The organism is Enterococcus gilvus ATCC BAA-350, from assembly GCF_000407545.1.
Lineage (GTDB): Bacteria > Bacillota > Bacilli > Lactobacillales > Enterococcaceae > Enterococcus_A > Enterococcus_A gilvus.
On record NZ_ASWH01000002.1, the window covers coordinates 223463 to 240154 of the forward strand.

The 16692-nt window shown below is 44.9% G+C and carries 15 protein-coding genes and 1 riboswitch; of the genes, 7 read left to right on the forward strand and 8 right to left on the reverse strand.

Annotated elements, in window-relative coordinates; genetic code table 11:
- Positions 1-30: 30 nt before the first annotated feature.
- From I592_RS16075 to I592_RS16085, 3 genes are all read left to right on the forward strand, one after another.
- Positions 31-711, forward strand: a complete 681-nt coding sequence (locus I592_RS16075) for an ABC transporter ATP-binding protein (RefSeq protein ID WP_010778628.1) — start codon at positions 31-33, stop codon at positions 709-711.
- Between the two features lie 2 nt (positions 712-713).
- Entirely contained in the window at positions 714-3284 is a 2571-nt protein-coding gene (locus tag I592_RS16080; RefSeq protein WP_044926681.1) for an ABC transporter permease, read from the forward strand.
- Between the two features lie 182 nt (positions 3285-3466).
- A complete protein-coding gene (locus I592_RS16085; RefSeq protein ID WP_010778626.1) occupies positions 3467-4378 on the forward strand; it encodes a LysR family transcriptional regulator in 912 nt (303 codons plus the stop codon).
- 47 nt (positions 4379-4425) lie between these two features.
- Here I592_RS16085 and I592_RS16090 read toward each other — a convergent pair whose 3' ends face one another.
- Positions 4426-5550 (reverse strand): LCP family protein, encoded by a 1125-nt coding sequence (locus tag I592_RS16090; protein WP_010778625.1) that lies wholly within the window; start codon positions 5548-5550, stop codon positions 4426-4428.
- Positions 5551-5631: 81 nt separating this feature from the next.
- A riboswitch (M-box (ykoK) riboswitch) is annotated at positions 5632-5800 on the reverse strand.
- A 427-nt stretch (positions 5801-6227) separates the two neighbouring features.
- Here I592_RS16090 and I592_RS16095 point away from each other — a divergent pair.
- Both I592_RS16095 and I592_RS16100 read left to right on the forward strand, forming a co-directional pair.
- Positions 6228-7838: an Nramp family divalent metal transporter gene (locus I592_RS16095; protein ID WP_010778624.1), complete on the forward strand. Its 1611-nt coding sequence runs from the start codon at positions 6228-6230 to the stop codon at positions 7836-7838.
- Entirely contained in the window at positions 7831-8256 is a 426-nt protein-coding gene (locus I592_RS16100) for a universal stress protein (RefSeq protein WP_010778623.1), read from the forward strand. The genes I592_RS16095 and I592_RS16100 overlap by 8 nt, the downstream gene beginning before the upstream one ends.
- Before the next feature lie 61 nt (positions 8257-8317).
- Here the strand turns inward: I592_RS16100 and I592_RS16105 are convergent, their stop codons facing one another.
- From I592_RS16105 to I592_RS16120, 4 genes are all read right to left on the reverse strand, one after another.
- Positions 8318-8689: a YxeA family protein gene (locus I592_RS16105; RefSeq protein ID WP_044926825.1), complete on the reverse strand. Its 372-nt coding sequence runs from the start codon at positions 8687-8689 to the stop codon at positions 8318-8320.
- 174 nt (positions 8690-8863) lie between these two features.
- Complete coding sequence (locus tag I592_RS16110) at positions 8864-9886, reverse strand: LPXTG cell wall anchor domain-containing protein (RefSeq protein ID WP_010778621.1); 1023 nt, start codon at positions 9884-9886, stop codon at positions 8864-8866.
- A 121-nt stretch (positions 9887-10007) separates the two neighbouring features.
- Complete coding sequence (locus I592_RS16115) at positions 10008-10937, reverse strand: DNA/RNA non-specific endonuclease (RefSeq protein WP_010778620.1); 930 nt, start codon at positions 10935-10937, stop codon at positions 10008-10010.
- A 38-nt stretch (positions 10938-10975) separates the two neighbouring features.
- Positions 10976-11245, reverse strand: coding sequence for a hypothetical protein (locus I592_RS16120; RefSeq protein WP_010778619.1), 270 nt, complete (start codon positions 11243-11245; stop codon positions 10976-10978).
- A gap of 132 nt (positions 11246-11377) precedes the next feature.
- Here I592_RS16120 and I592_RS16125 point away from each other — a divergent pair, with 132 nt between their 5' ends.
- Positions 11378-12073 (forward strand): DUF5131 family protein, encoded by a 696-nt coding sequence (locus I592_RS16125; RefSeq protein WP_010778618.1) that lies wholly within the window; start codon positions 11378-11380, stop codon positions 12071-12073.
- A gap of 70 nt (positions 12074-12143) precedes the next feature.
- Here the strand turns inward: I592_RS16125 and I592_RS16130 are convergent, their stop codons facing one another.
- Both I592_RS16130 and I592_RS16135 read right to left on the reverse strand, forming a co-directional pair.
- Positions 12144-12344, reverse strand: coding sequence for a DUF4177 domain-containing protein (locus I592_RS16130; protein ID WP_010778617.1), 201 nt, complete (start codon positions 12342-12344; stop codon positions 12144-12146).
- A gap of 160 nt (positions 12345-12504) precedes the next feature.
- Entirely contained in the window at positions 12505-14076 is a 1572-nt protein-coding gene (locus tag I592_RS16135) for an Nramp family divalent metal transporter (protein ID WP_010778616.1), read from the reverse strand.
- Between the two features lie 163 nt (positions 14077-14239).
- On the opposite strand from I592_RS16135, the gene I592_RS16140 reads away from it, so the two are divergent.
- Positions 14240-14680 carry a hypothetical protein gene (locus tag I592_RS16140; protein WP_010778615.1) on the forward strand — a complete coding sequence of 147 codons (441 nt, stop codon included), beginning with the start codon at positions 14240-14242 and terminating at the stop codon, positions 14678-14680.
- Between the two features lie 104 nt (positions 14681-14784).
- Here I592_RS16140 and I592_RS16145 read toward each other — a convergent pair whose 3' ends face one another.
- A complete protein-coding gene (locus I592_RS16145; RefSeq protein ID WP_010778614.1) occupies positions 14785-16314 on the reverse strand; it encodes an ABC-F family ATP-binding cassette domain-containing protein in 1530 nt (509 codons plus the stop codon).
- Between the last annotated feature and the right edge of the window lie 378 nt (positions 16315-16692).

Consider the following 16692-nt stretch of genomic DNA (forward strand, 5'->3'; position numbering starts at 1 on the left):
AGGTGAACCATGTGAAAGGGGGCTCATATAATGGAGCTGTTGCGAATCGAACATCTTAGTAAAGTGTATGGGAAAGGGGACAATCGAGTGGTTGCCCTAGACGATGTGTCGTTGACGATCGAAAAAGGGGAATTTGTTGCGATCATTGGAACATCTGGGTCAGGTAAATCGACGCTATTGCATATGATCGGAGGCGTGGATGTCCCTACAAGCGGGAAAATTTATTTGGATGGGCAAGATGTGTACGCGCAAAATAATGAAAAACTGGCTATTTTTCGGCGGAGACAGGTAGGGCTGATTTATCAATTTCACAATTTGATCCCGACGCTGAATGTCGTAGAGAACATCACGTTACCTGTTTTAATGGATAAACGGCGAGTGAACCAAGAACGGCTCAACGAATTGTTAGAGTTGCTGGGATTGAGTCAACGCAAAAATCATTTGCCCAATCAATTGTCAGGTGGACAACAGCAGCGTGTCTCTGTTGGACGCGGATTGGTCAACGCGCCAGCGGTTTTATTGGCGGATGAGCCGACAGGAAGCTTGGATAGTAAAAACGGGCATGAAATTCTTACTCTCCTGAAGATGAGTAATCGAAAGTATGGTCAAACCTTGATCGTGGTGACCCATGACGAGGAGATCGCGCTGCAGGCAGATCGCATTATCGGTATCTCTGATGGTCACGTGGTACGAGACGAGAGGCTGGTGTGACCATGAATATCTTCAATAAAATCACCCTGCAAAGCATGAAAAAGAACCGTACAAGAACTTTGGTGACGATCTTGGGGGTTCTGCTATCCTCAGCAATGATCGCTGCGGTAGCTACCTTTGCGCTTTCACTGCAACATTATATGGTGAAGGGGGCGGAGCAAAAATATGGCGGCTGGCAGGTAGCGTTTCAGGATACTACACCTGATTTTGCCAAAAAGCAGGAAACGAACACGGCCGTTGAGAAAACAGCCACCTTCGAGGACATTGGTTACGGCAAGCTTGAGGGAGGAAAAAATCCAAACAAGCCGTATCTTTTTGTGGCAGGGTTCAATCAACAGACCTATGGGAGCTTACCCATTAAGCTGTTGTCCGGAAGATTGCCGAAATCGAGTGAGGAGGTCGTGATCCCAGCGCATATCGCCGCGAATGGCGGCGTCCGCTATTCGATTGGTGATACTTTGTCGATCCGTTTGGGTGAACGGAAAAAAGGGACAAGGAGACTCACCCAGCATGATACTTACGATCAGGAAAAGAAAAACAATGAATCTTTGACGGATACCACACTAAGAAACTTTAAAGTCGTGGGTATTTGTGAGCGACCAGGATTTGAAGAAAAGGGAGCTCCTGGGTATACGGTGATTACTCTCGGAAATAATGAGGAGAAGTCTGATCCAATCAGTCTCTTTGTCACACTGAAGCACCCTCGAAAAGCCCGCTCTTTTGCTAGAAATGTAGCGGGGAACACCCCGTACACGTTGAACGATGAAGTATTGCGATTTATCGGCGCTTCCGACGACAAGGTCTTCAATATGCTGCTGTATTCGATTGGTGTGATCTTGATTGCGCTGATCATGGTCGGTTCTATCTTCTTGATCTATAATTCCTTTACGATTTCGTTGAATGAGCGAATGCATCAATTCGGAATCTTGGCTTCGATCGGGGCAACACCGAAGCAGTTGAGAAATTCAGTTTTGTTCGAAGGACTTTGTATTGGCGCGGTGGGGATTCCTTTAGGGACATTAGTGGGTCTTTTAAGTATCCAGATCGTCATCACGATCGTGGCTAAAAACTTTCGCAACATTCTCTATGCGAATATACCATTAACAGTCACGCTGTCTGTTCCAATCTTATTGGCGGCAGCGGCAGTCAGTCTGATAACCATTCTGATCTCCGCATATATCCCTGCGAAAAAGGCGGCAAGAACGCCAGTAATGGAAAGCATCCGTCAATCCAATGAAGTCAAGATCTCGCCGAAGGATATGAAGATGAACACCTTTTCTGAACGACTATACGGATTGGAAGGGATGTTGGCGTTAAAAAATTTCAAACGGAATAAGAAACGTTATCGGACGATCGTTTTGTCTCTTGCGCTGAGTGTCATTTTGTTCGTGTCCGCGCGCTCTTTTGCCAGTAATATGCAGGAGTCCTCGAAGCATATGGTGGCACAATCTGATTATGATATTGTTCTGACCAGTTCGGAGCTGCCTGAACAAGAGCTGCTTCACCTGTATAAAAAGCTGCAGAAAGTTGAAGGCGTTACTACTAGTTCGTATCAGGCAATCGGGCAATACAATAGTCGCGTGAAGGCGCAGGATCTTTCTAAAGCCTATCTTAAAGGAAAGGATGCGACATCTGAGGATTCTAAAGAAGTGCCACTGGACATGCAATTTCTAGAGGATCATGCGTATGCGCGTTTTGTTAAAAGTCTGCATTTGCCAATCGCGGATTATACTGGAAGCAATGGCAAGCTGATCGCTGTTGCTAAACAACGCATCGAGGGAGCTGAAGGAGAAGATACCCTTACCGACCTCTTTTCTAAGAAAGAGCTGCTGCTGGCGATCGCACCCCAGATTCAAGGAAAACCTGCTTGGGATCAGTCGCAAACAGTTCCTGTGACTTTTACGGATACGTACCAAGTCGACCCTTTGCCGAAGCAGTCCGTGGACAAGAAGCCTTACGTGTTTATGGTGATCGCTCCATATCAGAGGAGAGCTCAATTTTCGCCAACAGGGGCGGATCCAACGATGGGATTGACCTTCTTATCTGATAACCCGGGACGTTCTGCTACGGAGATGAAAACAATCATTGATCAAGAGGGAATCACTGCAAACTATGATCTGTACAACGTGAGAGAAATCTTTGAGCAAAATCGAAACATAATTTTCGTGGTGAATCTTTTTAGTTCAGTCTTTGTCGTGATGATCGCCTTGATTGCGATCGCCAATGTGTTCAATACGATCTCTACGAATATCAAGCTGCGTCGGCGGGAGCTGGCGATGCTGCGCTCTATTGGAATGGGAGATCGTGATTTCACTAAAATGATGCTTTATGAGTGCGCCTTTTATGGCTGGCGCGCATTGTTATTGGGCGTTCCTGTCGCAAGCCTTCTTTCTTGGGTGATCTATAAGGGCATGTCGAAGGGGGGCGCTGAGATCAGCTTTCAATTTCCGTGGGGTGCCTTAATGATCAGTATTCTAGGAGTCTTCCTGATTGTGGTGATCACGATGCTTTATGCAGTGAAGAAAATCAAAAAAGAAACGATAATCGAAGCGTTGCGAGACGATCTCGCTTAGGCAATCATTAAAGGTGCTGAAACACGAATCAAGTGTATCAGCACTTTTTTTTGGGAATTTCAAAAGCAATCTTTAATCTCTGTTAAAGAATGTGTGTTATTTAAAATTAACCCTTGCGTAATGTTAGGTGCAGGAGCAAAATTAGGTTAACCTAAAATTTAACGCAATGGGATGTGAAAAAAATGTCGATTGAAAAATTGGAGTACTTCTATGTTATTGCAAAATACAACAGCCTTTCTAAAGCCTCGCAGGAATTATTTGTTGGGATCTCATCTTTGAGCTCGGCGCTCAAAAGTCTCGAGAATGAACTGGGCTATGAGTTGTTTACCCGCTATGGCAAGAAGCTGATGCTAAGTGAAGAGGGAAAGGAGATTCTGCCTTTTGTCAAACGAATCATTGAAGAAGCGAGAAAAATCCATTTTCCGCTGTATCAACGGGTGGAACGTCCGACCTTCAAAGTGGGTGTCAGTGAATCGGTCTTCCTATTTGAAGCGGGGGAGTACCCTTGTACAAACGAAGCGTACACCATCACCTACACCCATGCAGCGCCTTTAGCATTGTTGAATCAGTTGAAGCAAAAAGAGGTGGATCTAGTGATCACCAATAGTTTAGTGGATGACCCTCAACTGGAGCGTACGCCCTTGCCCTTGATCCGCTCAAAAATAGTCCTTGCGGCAAATTCTTCAATGATTCCTGCATTAAGCCAAGCAACGCCAGAGTCCTTGGCGAAACTGCCCTTTATTGTGTTAAGCGATCATCTAGGTCATCAGCAGCTGACGCAGCGAATGACCGATTATTTTCAAATCGCTCCTGAGTATCTGTATTGTCAGGACAGTTTAGGGATTCATAAGTGGCTGCACCTGCAAAAAGGCGTGTGTGTTATTCATGCGATCGAAAAGGAATGGCTGGCGAACGAATGGGTCCACTTTTTTTCATTGCCTCCTGCCTTGAGTCTGGAGTATTATTTATATAAAAATAAAAGCAATAGCGAGCTTTTTGGCATCGAAGAAGTCGAGGCGCACGTGAAGCAGCTATTCAAGGAGATTGCCCGCAAGGAAAATGACTGTCCAGAGAATGTTTCGTCTTATAACTAGAAAACAGTGTAAAAGCGCCTGATGCCTGCTTTTACACTGTTTTTTAGTTATTGAACAAAGCCGTTTTTAGTTTTGACGGTAGGGAGAGGGCCGGTCTCGGTGTTGCCCGCGGTGCCTATATACGTATTGCCGTTCAAAGAAGTAGTTTCTTTGTCTTCGGCGTCCGCGTCTTGTACAGAGTAGTCACTTTGATAGAGGTATTCACCATTGGTATGGAAGGGATTTGTTTTTTTATCCCGTGCGTCCTTTTTATCGATCCCGAGACTGACGCGTAATTCATGACTCACATACTCGATACTATCTGGATAAAGTTCCACCATACTGCGTCCTTGATTGCTGAAGGTGCGCCAATCAAAGTCGACTCGTTGTTTTTCATAGCTGTTATAGAGCAGCCCGCTTTTCATCAGGTCCATTAGCTGATCCGAGGTGATATCTGTTTGAATATTGTTATCGAAAGAGTCTATGATCTTGGTCAGGTTTTTGACGGCTGTTTTAGAGGTCAGCTTTTTCCCCACAGCTTGAATGATCTCCTGTTGACGAAAGCCCCGCATGATGTCGTTGTCGCTATGCCGTTCTCTAGCATAGGAGAGCGCCTTTGTACCATCGACATGTTGTTTGCCGGCATCAAAATGAATGGCACCGGGGCCGTCTTTTGTCACGCCATCAAATGCGTGCTGCACATTGATATCGATCCCGTCGATGGCGTCGATGAACTGAATAAAGGATAGAAAATTAAATACACAATAGTGATCGATCGGGATTTTCAATAGGTTTTCTACCGTGTTGACCGAAGCCGTCGGACCGTTGATGGTATAGGCGGCTTCTATGCGTTGATTGCCCTGATAGTTTTTTGAGCTGATGGGCACGAAGCTGTCACGCGGCAGGCTGCAAAAGGTGATTTTCTTGGTTTTGTGATTGACGGTAATGACCATCATCGCGTCCGTTCGAGTAGTACCCAGCTTTCTTTCGATCGTGTTATCCAATCCCATGACTAGAAAGGATTCGGTGTCTTTTTTCGTGGTTGTCTGGTACTCGTTTTTGATGGGATGATACCCGTTGTCTAAGGTATTTCTCAAATGCTGATTGACAAATAAGGAATAGGCAGAGACTGAAATGGCGCACATCAATAGAGCCGTGAGGCATAGTAAAACAATTTTTTGCGAGCGTTTCATAATAAGTCATCCTTTCGTGTAACAAATAAATATAGCAACAAAAAGGATCGTCTTCTGTGCTGCAACAAGAAGGCGATCCTTTACTGTCCTCTCATCGTCTGAGTTTTGGCACTATACAACGTAAAGAAAATTCTTAGCTATGTTTAGAAAAGCCTTAATTCGACAATTCCTGTTTTACACATTGGCGTCTTTCGACGTTTCTGCGCAATAGCCTGTGTTTGTATAGACGCCTCACCTAACAAGGTTATAGGGGCTGTTTACTGAGTATATAATAACGATATGTGTGAAATAAAAATAGCCGATTTATTTTTCTTAATAATATATTTAAAAAGAAAATTGAGATTAATGCATTGTTATATAAGGGGAAAGGCTTTACGGAAAAACCGAAAAGAAAATAAATGGAATAATAAAAAAACGAACTCGGGGTTTTTATCGATTTTAAAATAACGATTTTCGTTTTGAGCGTATGTGCTTGTTTGACTAGAAGAAAAGGGGAGAGAAAAAAATCGCTAGGCAACGGATTTTTTGAAACAGGAAGCTGTATTTATAACAACCATTTAGTTATGCGCGGGCGTTTAGTTGATGTGAGGGGAAAAAAGCCCCTTGCTTAAAAAAATGAAGTGCGATATTTTAGGTATGCCTAAAAATATAGACAAGGATTGAAAGAAGGAATTTAGTTGAAGGCTACACATGAAAAGAACTCGGACACCGCTACCCGTAAGCATCATTTAATAGAATACGCCAATGGACCATCGCTTGAAGAAATCAACGGCACGATCACGGTTCCAAAGGATCTTGGTTTTTGGCGAACGCTCTTTGCCTATTCTGGGCCGGGTGCGCTAGTGGCTGTAGGATATATGGACCCAGGAAATTGGTCGACTTCTATCACGGGAGGGCAAAATTTTCAGTACTTATTGATGTCCGTTATTCTCCTCTCAAGTCTGATCGCGATGCTTCTTCAATATATGTCCGCGAAGCTGGGGATCGTTTCCCAGATGGATCTGGCGCAAGCGATCCGCGCCCGAACAAGCAAGACGCTGGGGATCGTTTTGTGGCTATTAACGGAGCTGGCGATCATGGCGACGGACATAGCGGAGGTCATCGGAGGGGCGATCGCGCTGTACTTATTGTTCAACATCCCTTTAGTGATCGCCGTGTTTATCACCGTCTTTGACGTTTTGCTGCTGCTATTATTGACAAAGATCGGCTTTCGCAAGATCGAGGCGATCGTTGTCGCGCTGATCGTCGTTATTTTCATCATTTTTGCGTACCAGGTCGCATTGTCGAAGCCCGAATGGCGAGCCGTTTTTCAAGGATTGCTTCCTCGTTCGGAGGCGTTCTCTACGTCTCGTTCCGTCGCTGGACAAACACCATTGACTGGTGCCTTGGGAATTATCGGCGCAACGGTCATGCCCCACAACCTTTATTTGCATTCGTCGATCGTTCAAAGTCGGAAAATTAATCATGACGATCAAGAGGACATCGCACGTACGTTGCGTTTTTCAAAATGGGATTCCAACATCCAACTAACGATGGCCTTTTTCATCAATTCTTTGTTGCTGATCATGGGTGTGGCTGTGTTTAAAACTGGCAGCGTAGCCGATCCGTCTTTTTTCGGCTTGTACAAAGCCTTGTCTGATCCATCAGTCATGACAAATAGCCTCTTGGCGCAGGTCGCCAGCTCAGGAATTCTGTCGGTCCTCTTCGCCGTCGCCTTGTTGGCTTCTGGACAAAATTCAACGATCACCGGCACACTTACTGGGCAAATCATCATGGAGGGGTTTGTTCATATGAGAGTCCCAATCTGGCTTCGTCGTTTGATCACGCGGCTTTTGTCTGTCATTCCTGTACTGATCTGTGTATTCATGACCAGCGGGAAAAGTGAGGTGGAGGAGCACATCGCCATCAACAATTTGATGAACAACTCGCAAGTTTTTCTCGCCTTCGCATTGCCGTTCTCGATGCTGCCTTTGCTGATGTTTACCGATAGCCGCGTGGAGATGGGGGAGCGTTTCAAAAATTCGTGGGTAGTAAAATTGTTGGGCTGGATCTCTGTAATTGGGCTGATTTTCTTGAATATGAAGGGATTGCCTAATCAAATCGAAGGATTTTTCGGCGAAACACCGTCTGCGGGGCAGGTACAGCTTGCGGATACCATCGCCTACGCCATCGTCGTTGTTGTTCTCTTGATGCTGGTTTGGACGACGATCGAATTGTACAAAGGAAATAAACGGTACGCGCAACAGCTTAATGCCGTCAAACATGAAGGGAAGAATGAAGATGAATAGTAAGAAAATCATGGTAGGGGTAGATGAGAGTCCTGATGCGCTAAAAGCCTTTCGCTACGCGATTCAAGAAGCGCGACACGAGATGGCTGAACTGCTGATCGTTTCAATTTTAGAAGAACAAAAGATAAATGTTTATCAGTCTATGGACAAAAACTACTGGGAGAAGGAAATGGAGGCGTTGAAAGAACGCTGTGCTGCCTACAAAAAGGAGGCGCTTGAATATGGCGTGGTTCGTGTCACCGTGCTCGTTGATAAAGGTAATCCGGGGGAGCTGATCGTGAATAAATATATTCCAGCCTACGAACCGGATCTCCTGATTATCGGCGCGAAGTCAACGAGTCGGATTCGAAATTTCTTCGGCAGCCAAGCTGCGTATATGGCAAGATATGCCAAGATATCAACAACGATCATTCGTTGAAACGAAGAATCGTCCGCAAAAAAAGGTTCGTTTGTCATTCCTGACAGACGAACCTTTTTCATTACCGCGGATCAATTTCCTTCAAGGCTTTTTCGGGGACTTGGTCGCGGCGGACTTCCTCGTAGGTCTCGATGTGGCTGCCTTTATTGGTCAGCTTCAAATAACGATCGGTTTTTAATTTAGAGAGTCCATTGAATTGGACCGTCCGCGTTTTGCCGTTTTCATTGGCGGCGATTTGCTGGTAAGTAGCTGTGCCGTATCCATTGACGGATTGTGGTTTGGTTGTTTTTACATAGAGTTCACTTTTAGGAACTAACGGGTTGAGCTGATCCAAGATGCCGGCTACCTCGCTAGATGAATTTTTTGAATAAAGCATTGCTCCAAATAGTAAAATGGCGATGCTGGCAAGAATGCCGAGTAGTTTTTTTATCATAGTTCTCATGATCGTCCTCTCAAATTTGATACTCTTAGCTTATCAAGAAAGACAGGAGCGAAAATCGGGCGGGAGTCCTATCTGCGCCTAACAAAACTGTCACACGTCTATTTTTCTACCATCAAAATCGTAAAAAAAGCCCCGCGATTCTATTGATCGCAGGGCAGGTATTAGTTATTTTTTACGGTTGCGGCGAATCATGACAAATGCGATGATAACTAGAATAAGGACACCAGCGACAGTCAGCCATGTTCGTCTTTCTTCTCCAGTTTTTGGTAAGAAACCGCCTTTGTCTTCTTTTTTGTCATTGTCTGAGGAGGCCGGCGTTTTGTTTTCAGCACTTTGAGTAGTTGAGGTGGCTGTGGTGCTTTCAGACGTCGTTGTCGTTTCCGTCGTACTGCTGTTCCCAGCAGCGCCATTTCGCACATCGTCTTTAGCTGAATAGCGGCTGATCCATGCGATGATGCCAGGGAAGAAGTCGCCATCTGCCGCGATCATTTTTTCTTGGATCGGAGAGATGTAGGTCAACACGTTGGTCAATTCTTGATTACTCATTTGGCGAATCGCCATAAACGAGCTGTTGCTAGGGTAAACGGCTGCTAAATAGGCTTGCAGGCTGTCGATTTGGTCCACCATTTCGATAGCATTTTTGTAGTCACTTGGATTGTAATTTAAGATATTCTCGATCTTGCTCCAAGACAAGGTATTGTCTTTGTAGAGCGCTTGAAGAATCCGAGCATAGCCGCCAACATCTAAGCCGTAGGTATCTGTACCGATTCGTTGGCAAAGGGTCATGGCATTCAATAGCTGCTGATCAGTATAGCCGTCGACTTCGCTAGGGGACAGGATGCTTTTCATTGAATCGTCTTTCAGCATCTCACGGATTTTAGCGGGATCTTGTTCATTGCCCACAGGATCGCTGCTTTTTTTCACGCCGGTTTCTTTTTCGATTTGATCGACGGTATCATCCTTTGCTTTCTCAATGTCCTTTACATCGCTGTTATTGCTTGGCGCTGTGCTTGATTCACCGGAAGCGTTCGACTCAACTGTTGCGCTGTCGCTGCTTTGAACATTCGCAGGTGCTGCTTGTTCAGTCGTTGCAGGGGTTTGCTCCGCTGTTGTAGAAGTTTCCGTTTCGGCCTTCACGCCTAAAGGGAATAAAAGCAATAAGGCTAACGCAAAAAATGTTCTTTTCAAGATGATCTCTCCTTTTCCAACTGGTTCTATAAATGTAAACAAAGTAATACGTTTGTTTCGTAATATTATTGTAACATAAGAAATATATCTGTAAAGAAGAAATGTGAAAAATTTTTCAAAATTATTTTGCGGGGCGATAACCCGCTTTTTTAGCTTCATCAACGGTTTTGAACCAGGCTTTCGGATTCGTCGTGTTGTCATAATACTTACTGCCGGGAAGGTGATAGACACCGCTTTTCGATCCTTTAATCAACCCTTTGCCGTTGCCGTCAACATAGCGTGCCGTATCAGATTCTGAAGAGGCGCTAGAGGGCTGAGATGTGTCGCTGAGGGTGCTCGTGCCATCAGCGTAGTTTAGAGTAACCCCTTTTTGGACGTTAAAAATGTAAACATTGAAGTGCACTTCGTTGCTGTCGACGGATTGTGCCATCATGTGGACCCCTCTAGCCAGAAGCTCGTCTCCGCGAAAAATCGGCACGACAGAATAGCGGACGTAATTCTTGCTGCTTTTCTCTAAATAATACTTGATATCCATTTCAAAGCGCAGCATTTCCGGGCTGTTCAATTGGCGCGTGCCGGTAATCAAATTTTTCCAATTCGCATTTTGTGCTGTCAGTTGATAGCCGATCAAGTGTGAACGATTAAAAAGATATTGTCCGTTGATTTTTTTGTTGTGCCAGCCGGTAGGGGTGACACTGGCGATCTCACCGCGTTTTTCCGTCGGCATCAGCTTTTTATTCAGCAGTGCTTCCGCGCCGGTTGCCCGATTCAGCCGATCCAGATCCCCATACCTTTCCCATGGTCCCTGTGCAGTGGCAAGGTCTTCTTCAGAAAAAGTCGGTTTGTTTTGGTTGATCTCGATCGTTTGCGTCCCTTCATAATCAAGTGCGGAGAGTTCCTGTTGTGTGGGATTTTCCTGCGCTTGAGAGGGCGCCTGCGTGGTTGCCGGATCGGATTTTTTTGGTTCTGATCCAAGATTCATTGTGCTGTAAACAGCGAAACTAGTTGCCGCGATCACGATCGCAGCAACTAGTTTAGTTTTTTTTGACAAGAGAATTGCTCCTATTCTTTTTTTACTTCATAGCCTCGTTATTCCGGTGCGCCGATGATCTTGATGTATTCATCAGGATTCATGATCTCAAAATGCTTTGCAACGAGCTGATTGCGCTTGTTGCGCCGCCCTTCGATATGGATCATATATTTATTGTCCGGCAGGCGGAACACATAACTAGATAAATAGCGGTCCTTGATCAAGACCTCAGTCTTATTCTCCCCATCGGTCATGATGAGCAAGGACATCATAATAGGCTTTTCTTGCAGTAAAATCGTTTTTTCTAGCAAACCGCGATACTCTTCCAACTAATCACCTCATTTTTTTATACTTTATGGGTTAATTTTAGCATTTTTACTTAATAAATGCTCTGATAACGAAATGTCTCCCGTTTTGACAAAGAAATTTGTTAAGATAAAAAGAAAAGGGCAGGTGGGTATATGGCATTTTGGAATCCTTGGCGAGGCTGTCGTTACTGCTTTATTCATGAAGGCGACAAAAAAAGAGCGGTTGATACCAGTAAAATCGAAAAGTCCGCGCAATTTGATGCACCAATCAAAAAAACGAAAAATGGGTACAAAATGAAGGGCGGTCAAAAGGTCTACGTATGTTTTTCCAGCGACTTTCTAATAGAAGAAGCCGACGCTTGGAGGAGAGAATGCTGGCAGATGATCAAAGAACGATCAGATTTGCAGTTTATTTTTTTGACAAAACGCATCGAGCGCTTTTTATCTGTTGTGCCGGAGGATTGGGGTGACGGGTATGAGAATGTCACCATCGGGGTTTCTGTGGAGAATCAAGCGCGGGCAGATCAGCGATTGGCGCTTTTACAAAAGCTTCCTATCAAACACAAGAATATTATTTGTCAGCCGTTGATCGAAGAGGTGACGATTCAGAAGTATCTAGACGATATAGAATTAGTGATGGCAGGCGGCGAATACCATCGCGAGGCGCGACCACTAGCGTATGAATGGGTATTGAAGCTGCGGGAAGAAGCAGTAATGAGGGGGATTCCCTTCGAGTTTCGTCAATGCGGCACGCATTTTATAAAGGACGGGCGATCGTATCAACTGAATTATCGGCAATTATTTTCTCAAGCGAAAAAAGCAGAAATCAACTGGTATCCAGATAAGTAGACGCCCACGAATCGTTAAAAGAAACTCAAAAAAAGCTGCCAAAATTGGCAGCTTTGACTATAAAAGCGGATTATCGTGCCTTTTTGAAGGTGATCAACGTAGCGCCTTTGAGCTGTAACGAGGTAGACATGTAGGAGTAGGTGACAAGCTCCCAGCCTTCTTGTGCTCGTTGATTGATCAAGTTATCCAATTCGAAAAGGTCGCTGTCTTCAGCTTTGTCTGTCGTCCATTTGGTTTTAGTGTATAAAACTTCTGATTTGTATTCGTACATGATACGCTCCTTCAAGTTTATTTGTTCTTCCTCATTTTACTATAATTAAAAACTCATTTGCAATGAATCGAGCAGTGATTTCTACTACGTTTGTACACTTTGAAGTCAAAAAAGTTCTTGGAACCCTTCGCGGCGTCCCAAGAACTTTTTTTGCAGGTATTTAATCGTCAAACTCTTCCTCTAATTCCTTTGCTGCAAGAGCGACGCGTTTGTTGCCTTTGTGGAGTTCCACGATCGTCCAGAGAAGCAAGGCCAGAACAGCGGCGATCAAAACATACGCAATCGTATCCGCTGTGGCGATCTCCACGGTTGATGGGCTGTCGCCAAAGAAGCCTTCGACTTGGCTTGGCAGACCAATCAAATTCAAATAGGTCAATCCGATTACGGAAACCCAGCCAAGCAATTGAATGATTCGTTTGTTTTTGAAGCGTTCGCCCATTTCCGCCGTGCTATTGGTCATCATTAACAGCGGCAGCATGGAGAAGGGCAGGGCAAAGGCCAAGAAAACTTGTGAATTGTTCATGAGGTCATTCAGCGCTTCGTGTTCTTGCACGATCGTGTCACCTCGCGTGAGCATCACACAAATCAATACAGGGATCACCGAGATCAGCCGCGTTACTAAACGGCGCAGCCAAATCGGCATCCGCATGTGAACGAAGCCTTCCATAATAACTTGTCCGGTCAATGTTCCTGTAATCGTCGAATTTTGACCTGAAGCCAGAAGTGCGACAGCGAACAACGTGGACAATGCGCCTGTTTTCGCGACGCTCATCAAGATCCCGTTACTCATCGTCGCTGGATTTGACAAGGCTTCATACAATCCGAAGAAAGAAGGGTCTTTCACCGTTCCTGTTTTAAAGACAGCCACACCCATGATCAAGAGCAGCGCATTGACTAAAAAGGCCATCGACAGTTGAATGTTTGAATCCCAAGTAGTGAAGCGCACGGCACTCGCCACTTCTTCTTCATCGTCATGGTTGACCTGGCGCGTTTGCGAAACGGCCGAGTGCAGGTATAGATTGTGAGGCATCACTGTCGCGCCGATGATTCCGAGAGCACCAGTCAACGGGGTTTGTCCGCCGATCGCCGGTTCATTGGCGAAGGTACCGCTAGTCGGAATGAATCCTTTAAAAACTTCTCCCCAGTTTGGATCGGAGAGTGCTACTTGATAAATAAAGACGAAGAGAATCACGAAGATCAAGCAGACGACGATGGCTTCGATTTTTCGGAAACCGACTTTTGTCAGCAGCAGCAATAAAAAGACATCGAATACGGTAATGAAGACCGCGATGACCAGTGGAATATCAAACAGCAAATACAACGCGATGGCTGCCCCGATGACTTCCGCGATATCTGTTGCCATGATGGCTAATTCCGTCAAGATCCAAAGGACGATCCCCAAGGCTTTGCTTGTCCTCGCGCGGATGGCTTGTGCCAAATCCATTTGAGTGACGATCCCTAATTTTGCGGCCATGTATTGCAGCAGCATGGCAACTAAGCTGGATAGCAAGATGACAGACATCAATAGGTATTGGAAATTTTGTCCCCCGGTGATAGAGGTCGACCAGTTTCCTGGGTCCATATAGCCGACAGCGACGAGTGCTCCCGGTCCAGAATAGGCGAGGAGGGTTCGCCAAAAGCTTTTTCCTTTTGGTACTTTGATCGTACCGTTGACTTCCTCTAGGGAAAGTCCGTTTGTATGTTCTAAAATGGGACGTTTATTCTTACTCAAGAAGCTCCCACCTTTCTATAAACTTTTCTACGTTGCAATCATACACCCAAAATCAGGAAATGAAAAGAAAAAAATTCGGTACACCTAAAATTTTTCGAGAGCATATTTCTTTGTCATGAATTCCTTTTATTTTACACTAAAAGGAAGAAAAAGAGGTGGAATGATGACAGCGTGGCATACACAGCTCGATGGGACTTGGGAGATCAAAGGAACGACATTTCCCATGTGGCTGTCTGAAAAGCGAAAACGTCCGCGGATTACCTATAAGCGGATAGAAAAAAACACAATAGAATTACTTGATTTGGTGGAATATGAGGCAAAGGACAAAACGAAGCAGATCAAAGGGATCGACCGCTTGAAAGATGGGCGATTTGTCTGGCGCGGATTAGGCCTCTTGAAGGTGTTGACGAGTCAATGGCAGGTCGTGACGATGAAGGGGGACGTTTTAGTGATTCGTTTTGAGAAGTCTTTGGTTACTCCCGCCGGCATTGATATTTTAGTGAAAAGCGGGGCAGAGGTTCCAAAATTACGTGAACGAGTGGAGAATTACCCTGAAAGCTTCGGCTTAAGTGACGAAGAAAAGGAAACACTTCAGTGGCTCTAAAATGCGCGTAGAAAGTAAAAACAGAAAATACTTTACAAACGCAAAGTAAAACGGCGAATTTCTTTTCATTAGGAAAGAAATTCGCCGTTTGGCTTTCTTTTTAGTTATTGACTGATCTCGATCACGCGATCGGTCCAGTCTTGATAGAAGCCTTCTTCGTGGGAAACCACGATGACTGTACCAGCGAAATTCGCCAAGCTTTCACGCAAGCTGTCCTTTGTCGCTTGGTCAATATGGTTTGTCGGTTCATCGAGAATCAAGAGGTTGCCTTTTTGCATGGTCATTTGACACAACTTGACTTTTGTTTGCTCACCACCACTAAGTGTGCTGAGAGGTTCCTGTGCCAATTGGTTTGGCAGACCTGCTTTTGCTAAATGCTTCCGCAATTCTTTGACCGTTTCTTTCGGGAAATGATCGCTTAGGTATTGCAGCGGTGTTTGGTATGGGTTTTCCCATTGAAGATCCTGTTCAAAATAATTGACCTTTGTATTCGCTGGAAAATGGAATTCCCCGTCGAGTTTCGGGATCGCGCCAATCAGAGTTTTTAATAGCGTCGATTTCCCGATGCCGTTAAAGCCGCGAATCGCGACTTTTTCGCCATAACGCAGGGTGACGTTGATCGGTGGCAGCAACGGTCGTTGATAACCGATCTCTAAATCGGTCGTTTCAAGTGCCAATGTCGTTACGATCGGCGCATAAGGAAACTCGAAGTGCGCAATGGCATTTGAAGAAGGCGGCGTTAACCGTTCGACCTTGTCTAATTGCTTTTGCCGACTTTTCGCCATCGTTGAACGGGAACCCGCCTTGTATTTGCGGATGTAGGCTTCGGTTTTCTCGATTTGTTTCTTTTGTGACGCATATTGCTTCATATAAGTTTCTTGGAATTGTTCCTTTTGCTTTAATGCCTTCGTCAAGTTCCCTGTGTACTTGGTCAGCTTGCCGAATTCGATATCCGCGATGTGGGTCGTGATTTGATTTAAAAAGTCCCGGTCATGGGAAATAACCACAAACGTGCCTTCAAATTCCTGTAAAAACTGACTCAACCACGCCACGTGTTCATCATCTAAATGGTTTGTCGGCTCATCCAAAATAAGAACGTCTGGTTTTTCCAGCAATAATTTTGCCAAGATCAGCTTCGACCGTTGCCCACCACTCAAATCTTCCAGCGGCGTGTCCATGCCTAAAACATCCAAGCCCAAGCCGCTGCTCATTTCAGCGATCAAGGTGTCGATCTGATAGAAATCGCCTTGGTCCAATTCGGTTTGAAGCTTGCCGGCTTTTTCCAGCAGCTTGTCCTCCATGGACTCGCCGTACTCCATGTACAGCTCACCGATTCTGGCTTCTTTGGCAAAGTCTGCCGCATACGCCGTTTTAAGAAAATCCTTGATCGACAGCGTCGGATCGACTTCCACATACTGATCCAAATAACCGACATGGATATTTTTTTGCCAAGCAATGGTGCCTTCATCCGGTAACTGTTCTCCGGTAATTATTTTGATCAAGGTACTTTTTCCCGCACCGTTTTGTCCGATCAGACCAAGATGTTCCCCTTTATTCAAATGTAATTCTAAATCCTCATACAGGATCTTGTCGCCAAATTGTTGGGCGATCCCTGTTAAATCTAAGATACTCATGTTTCTCCTACTTTCTTACTCAAATTCCCATCATCTAATAAAAGGAGCAGATAGTCAAGAAAAAAAGAGCCCTTTTTCAGGACTCTACCACTTTTTAAAGCTGTGCGGAGAAGAGGTAAACAATGATGTCCGAAAGAACATCGATCATTTGTCCAAAAGTTCCCACTGCCCAACTGATCATACTGTTAAAGCATTCCATCAATAGATTTATCATTCAACCTCCCTCTTACTGAAACAAACTAGAAATCCAGCCAATTGGATAAAGGGACAGATGCAAGGTCACATGGGCCAACAAATAACTCACAGCGAAGAATGGAAATAACAATTTTTTCATAATTTTCAACCTCCGTAATTTTTTCGTTGCCTTAGTATAGCTTG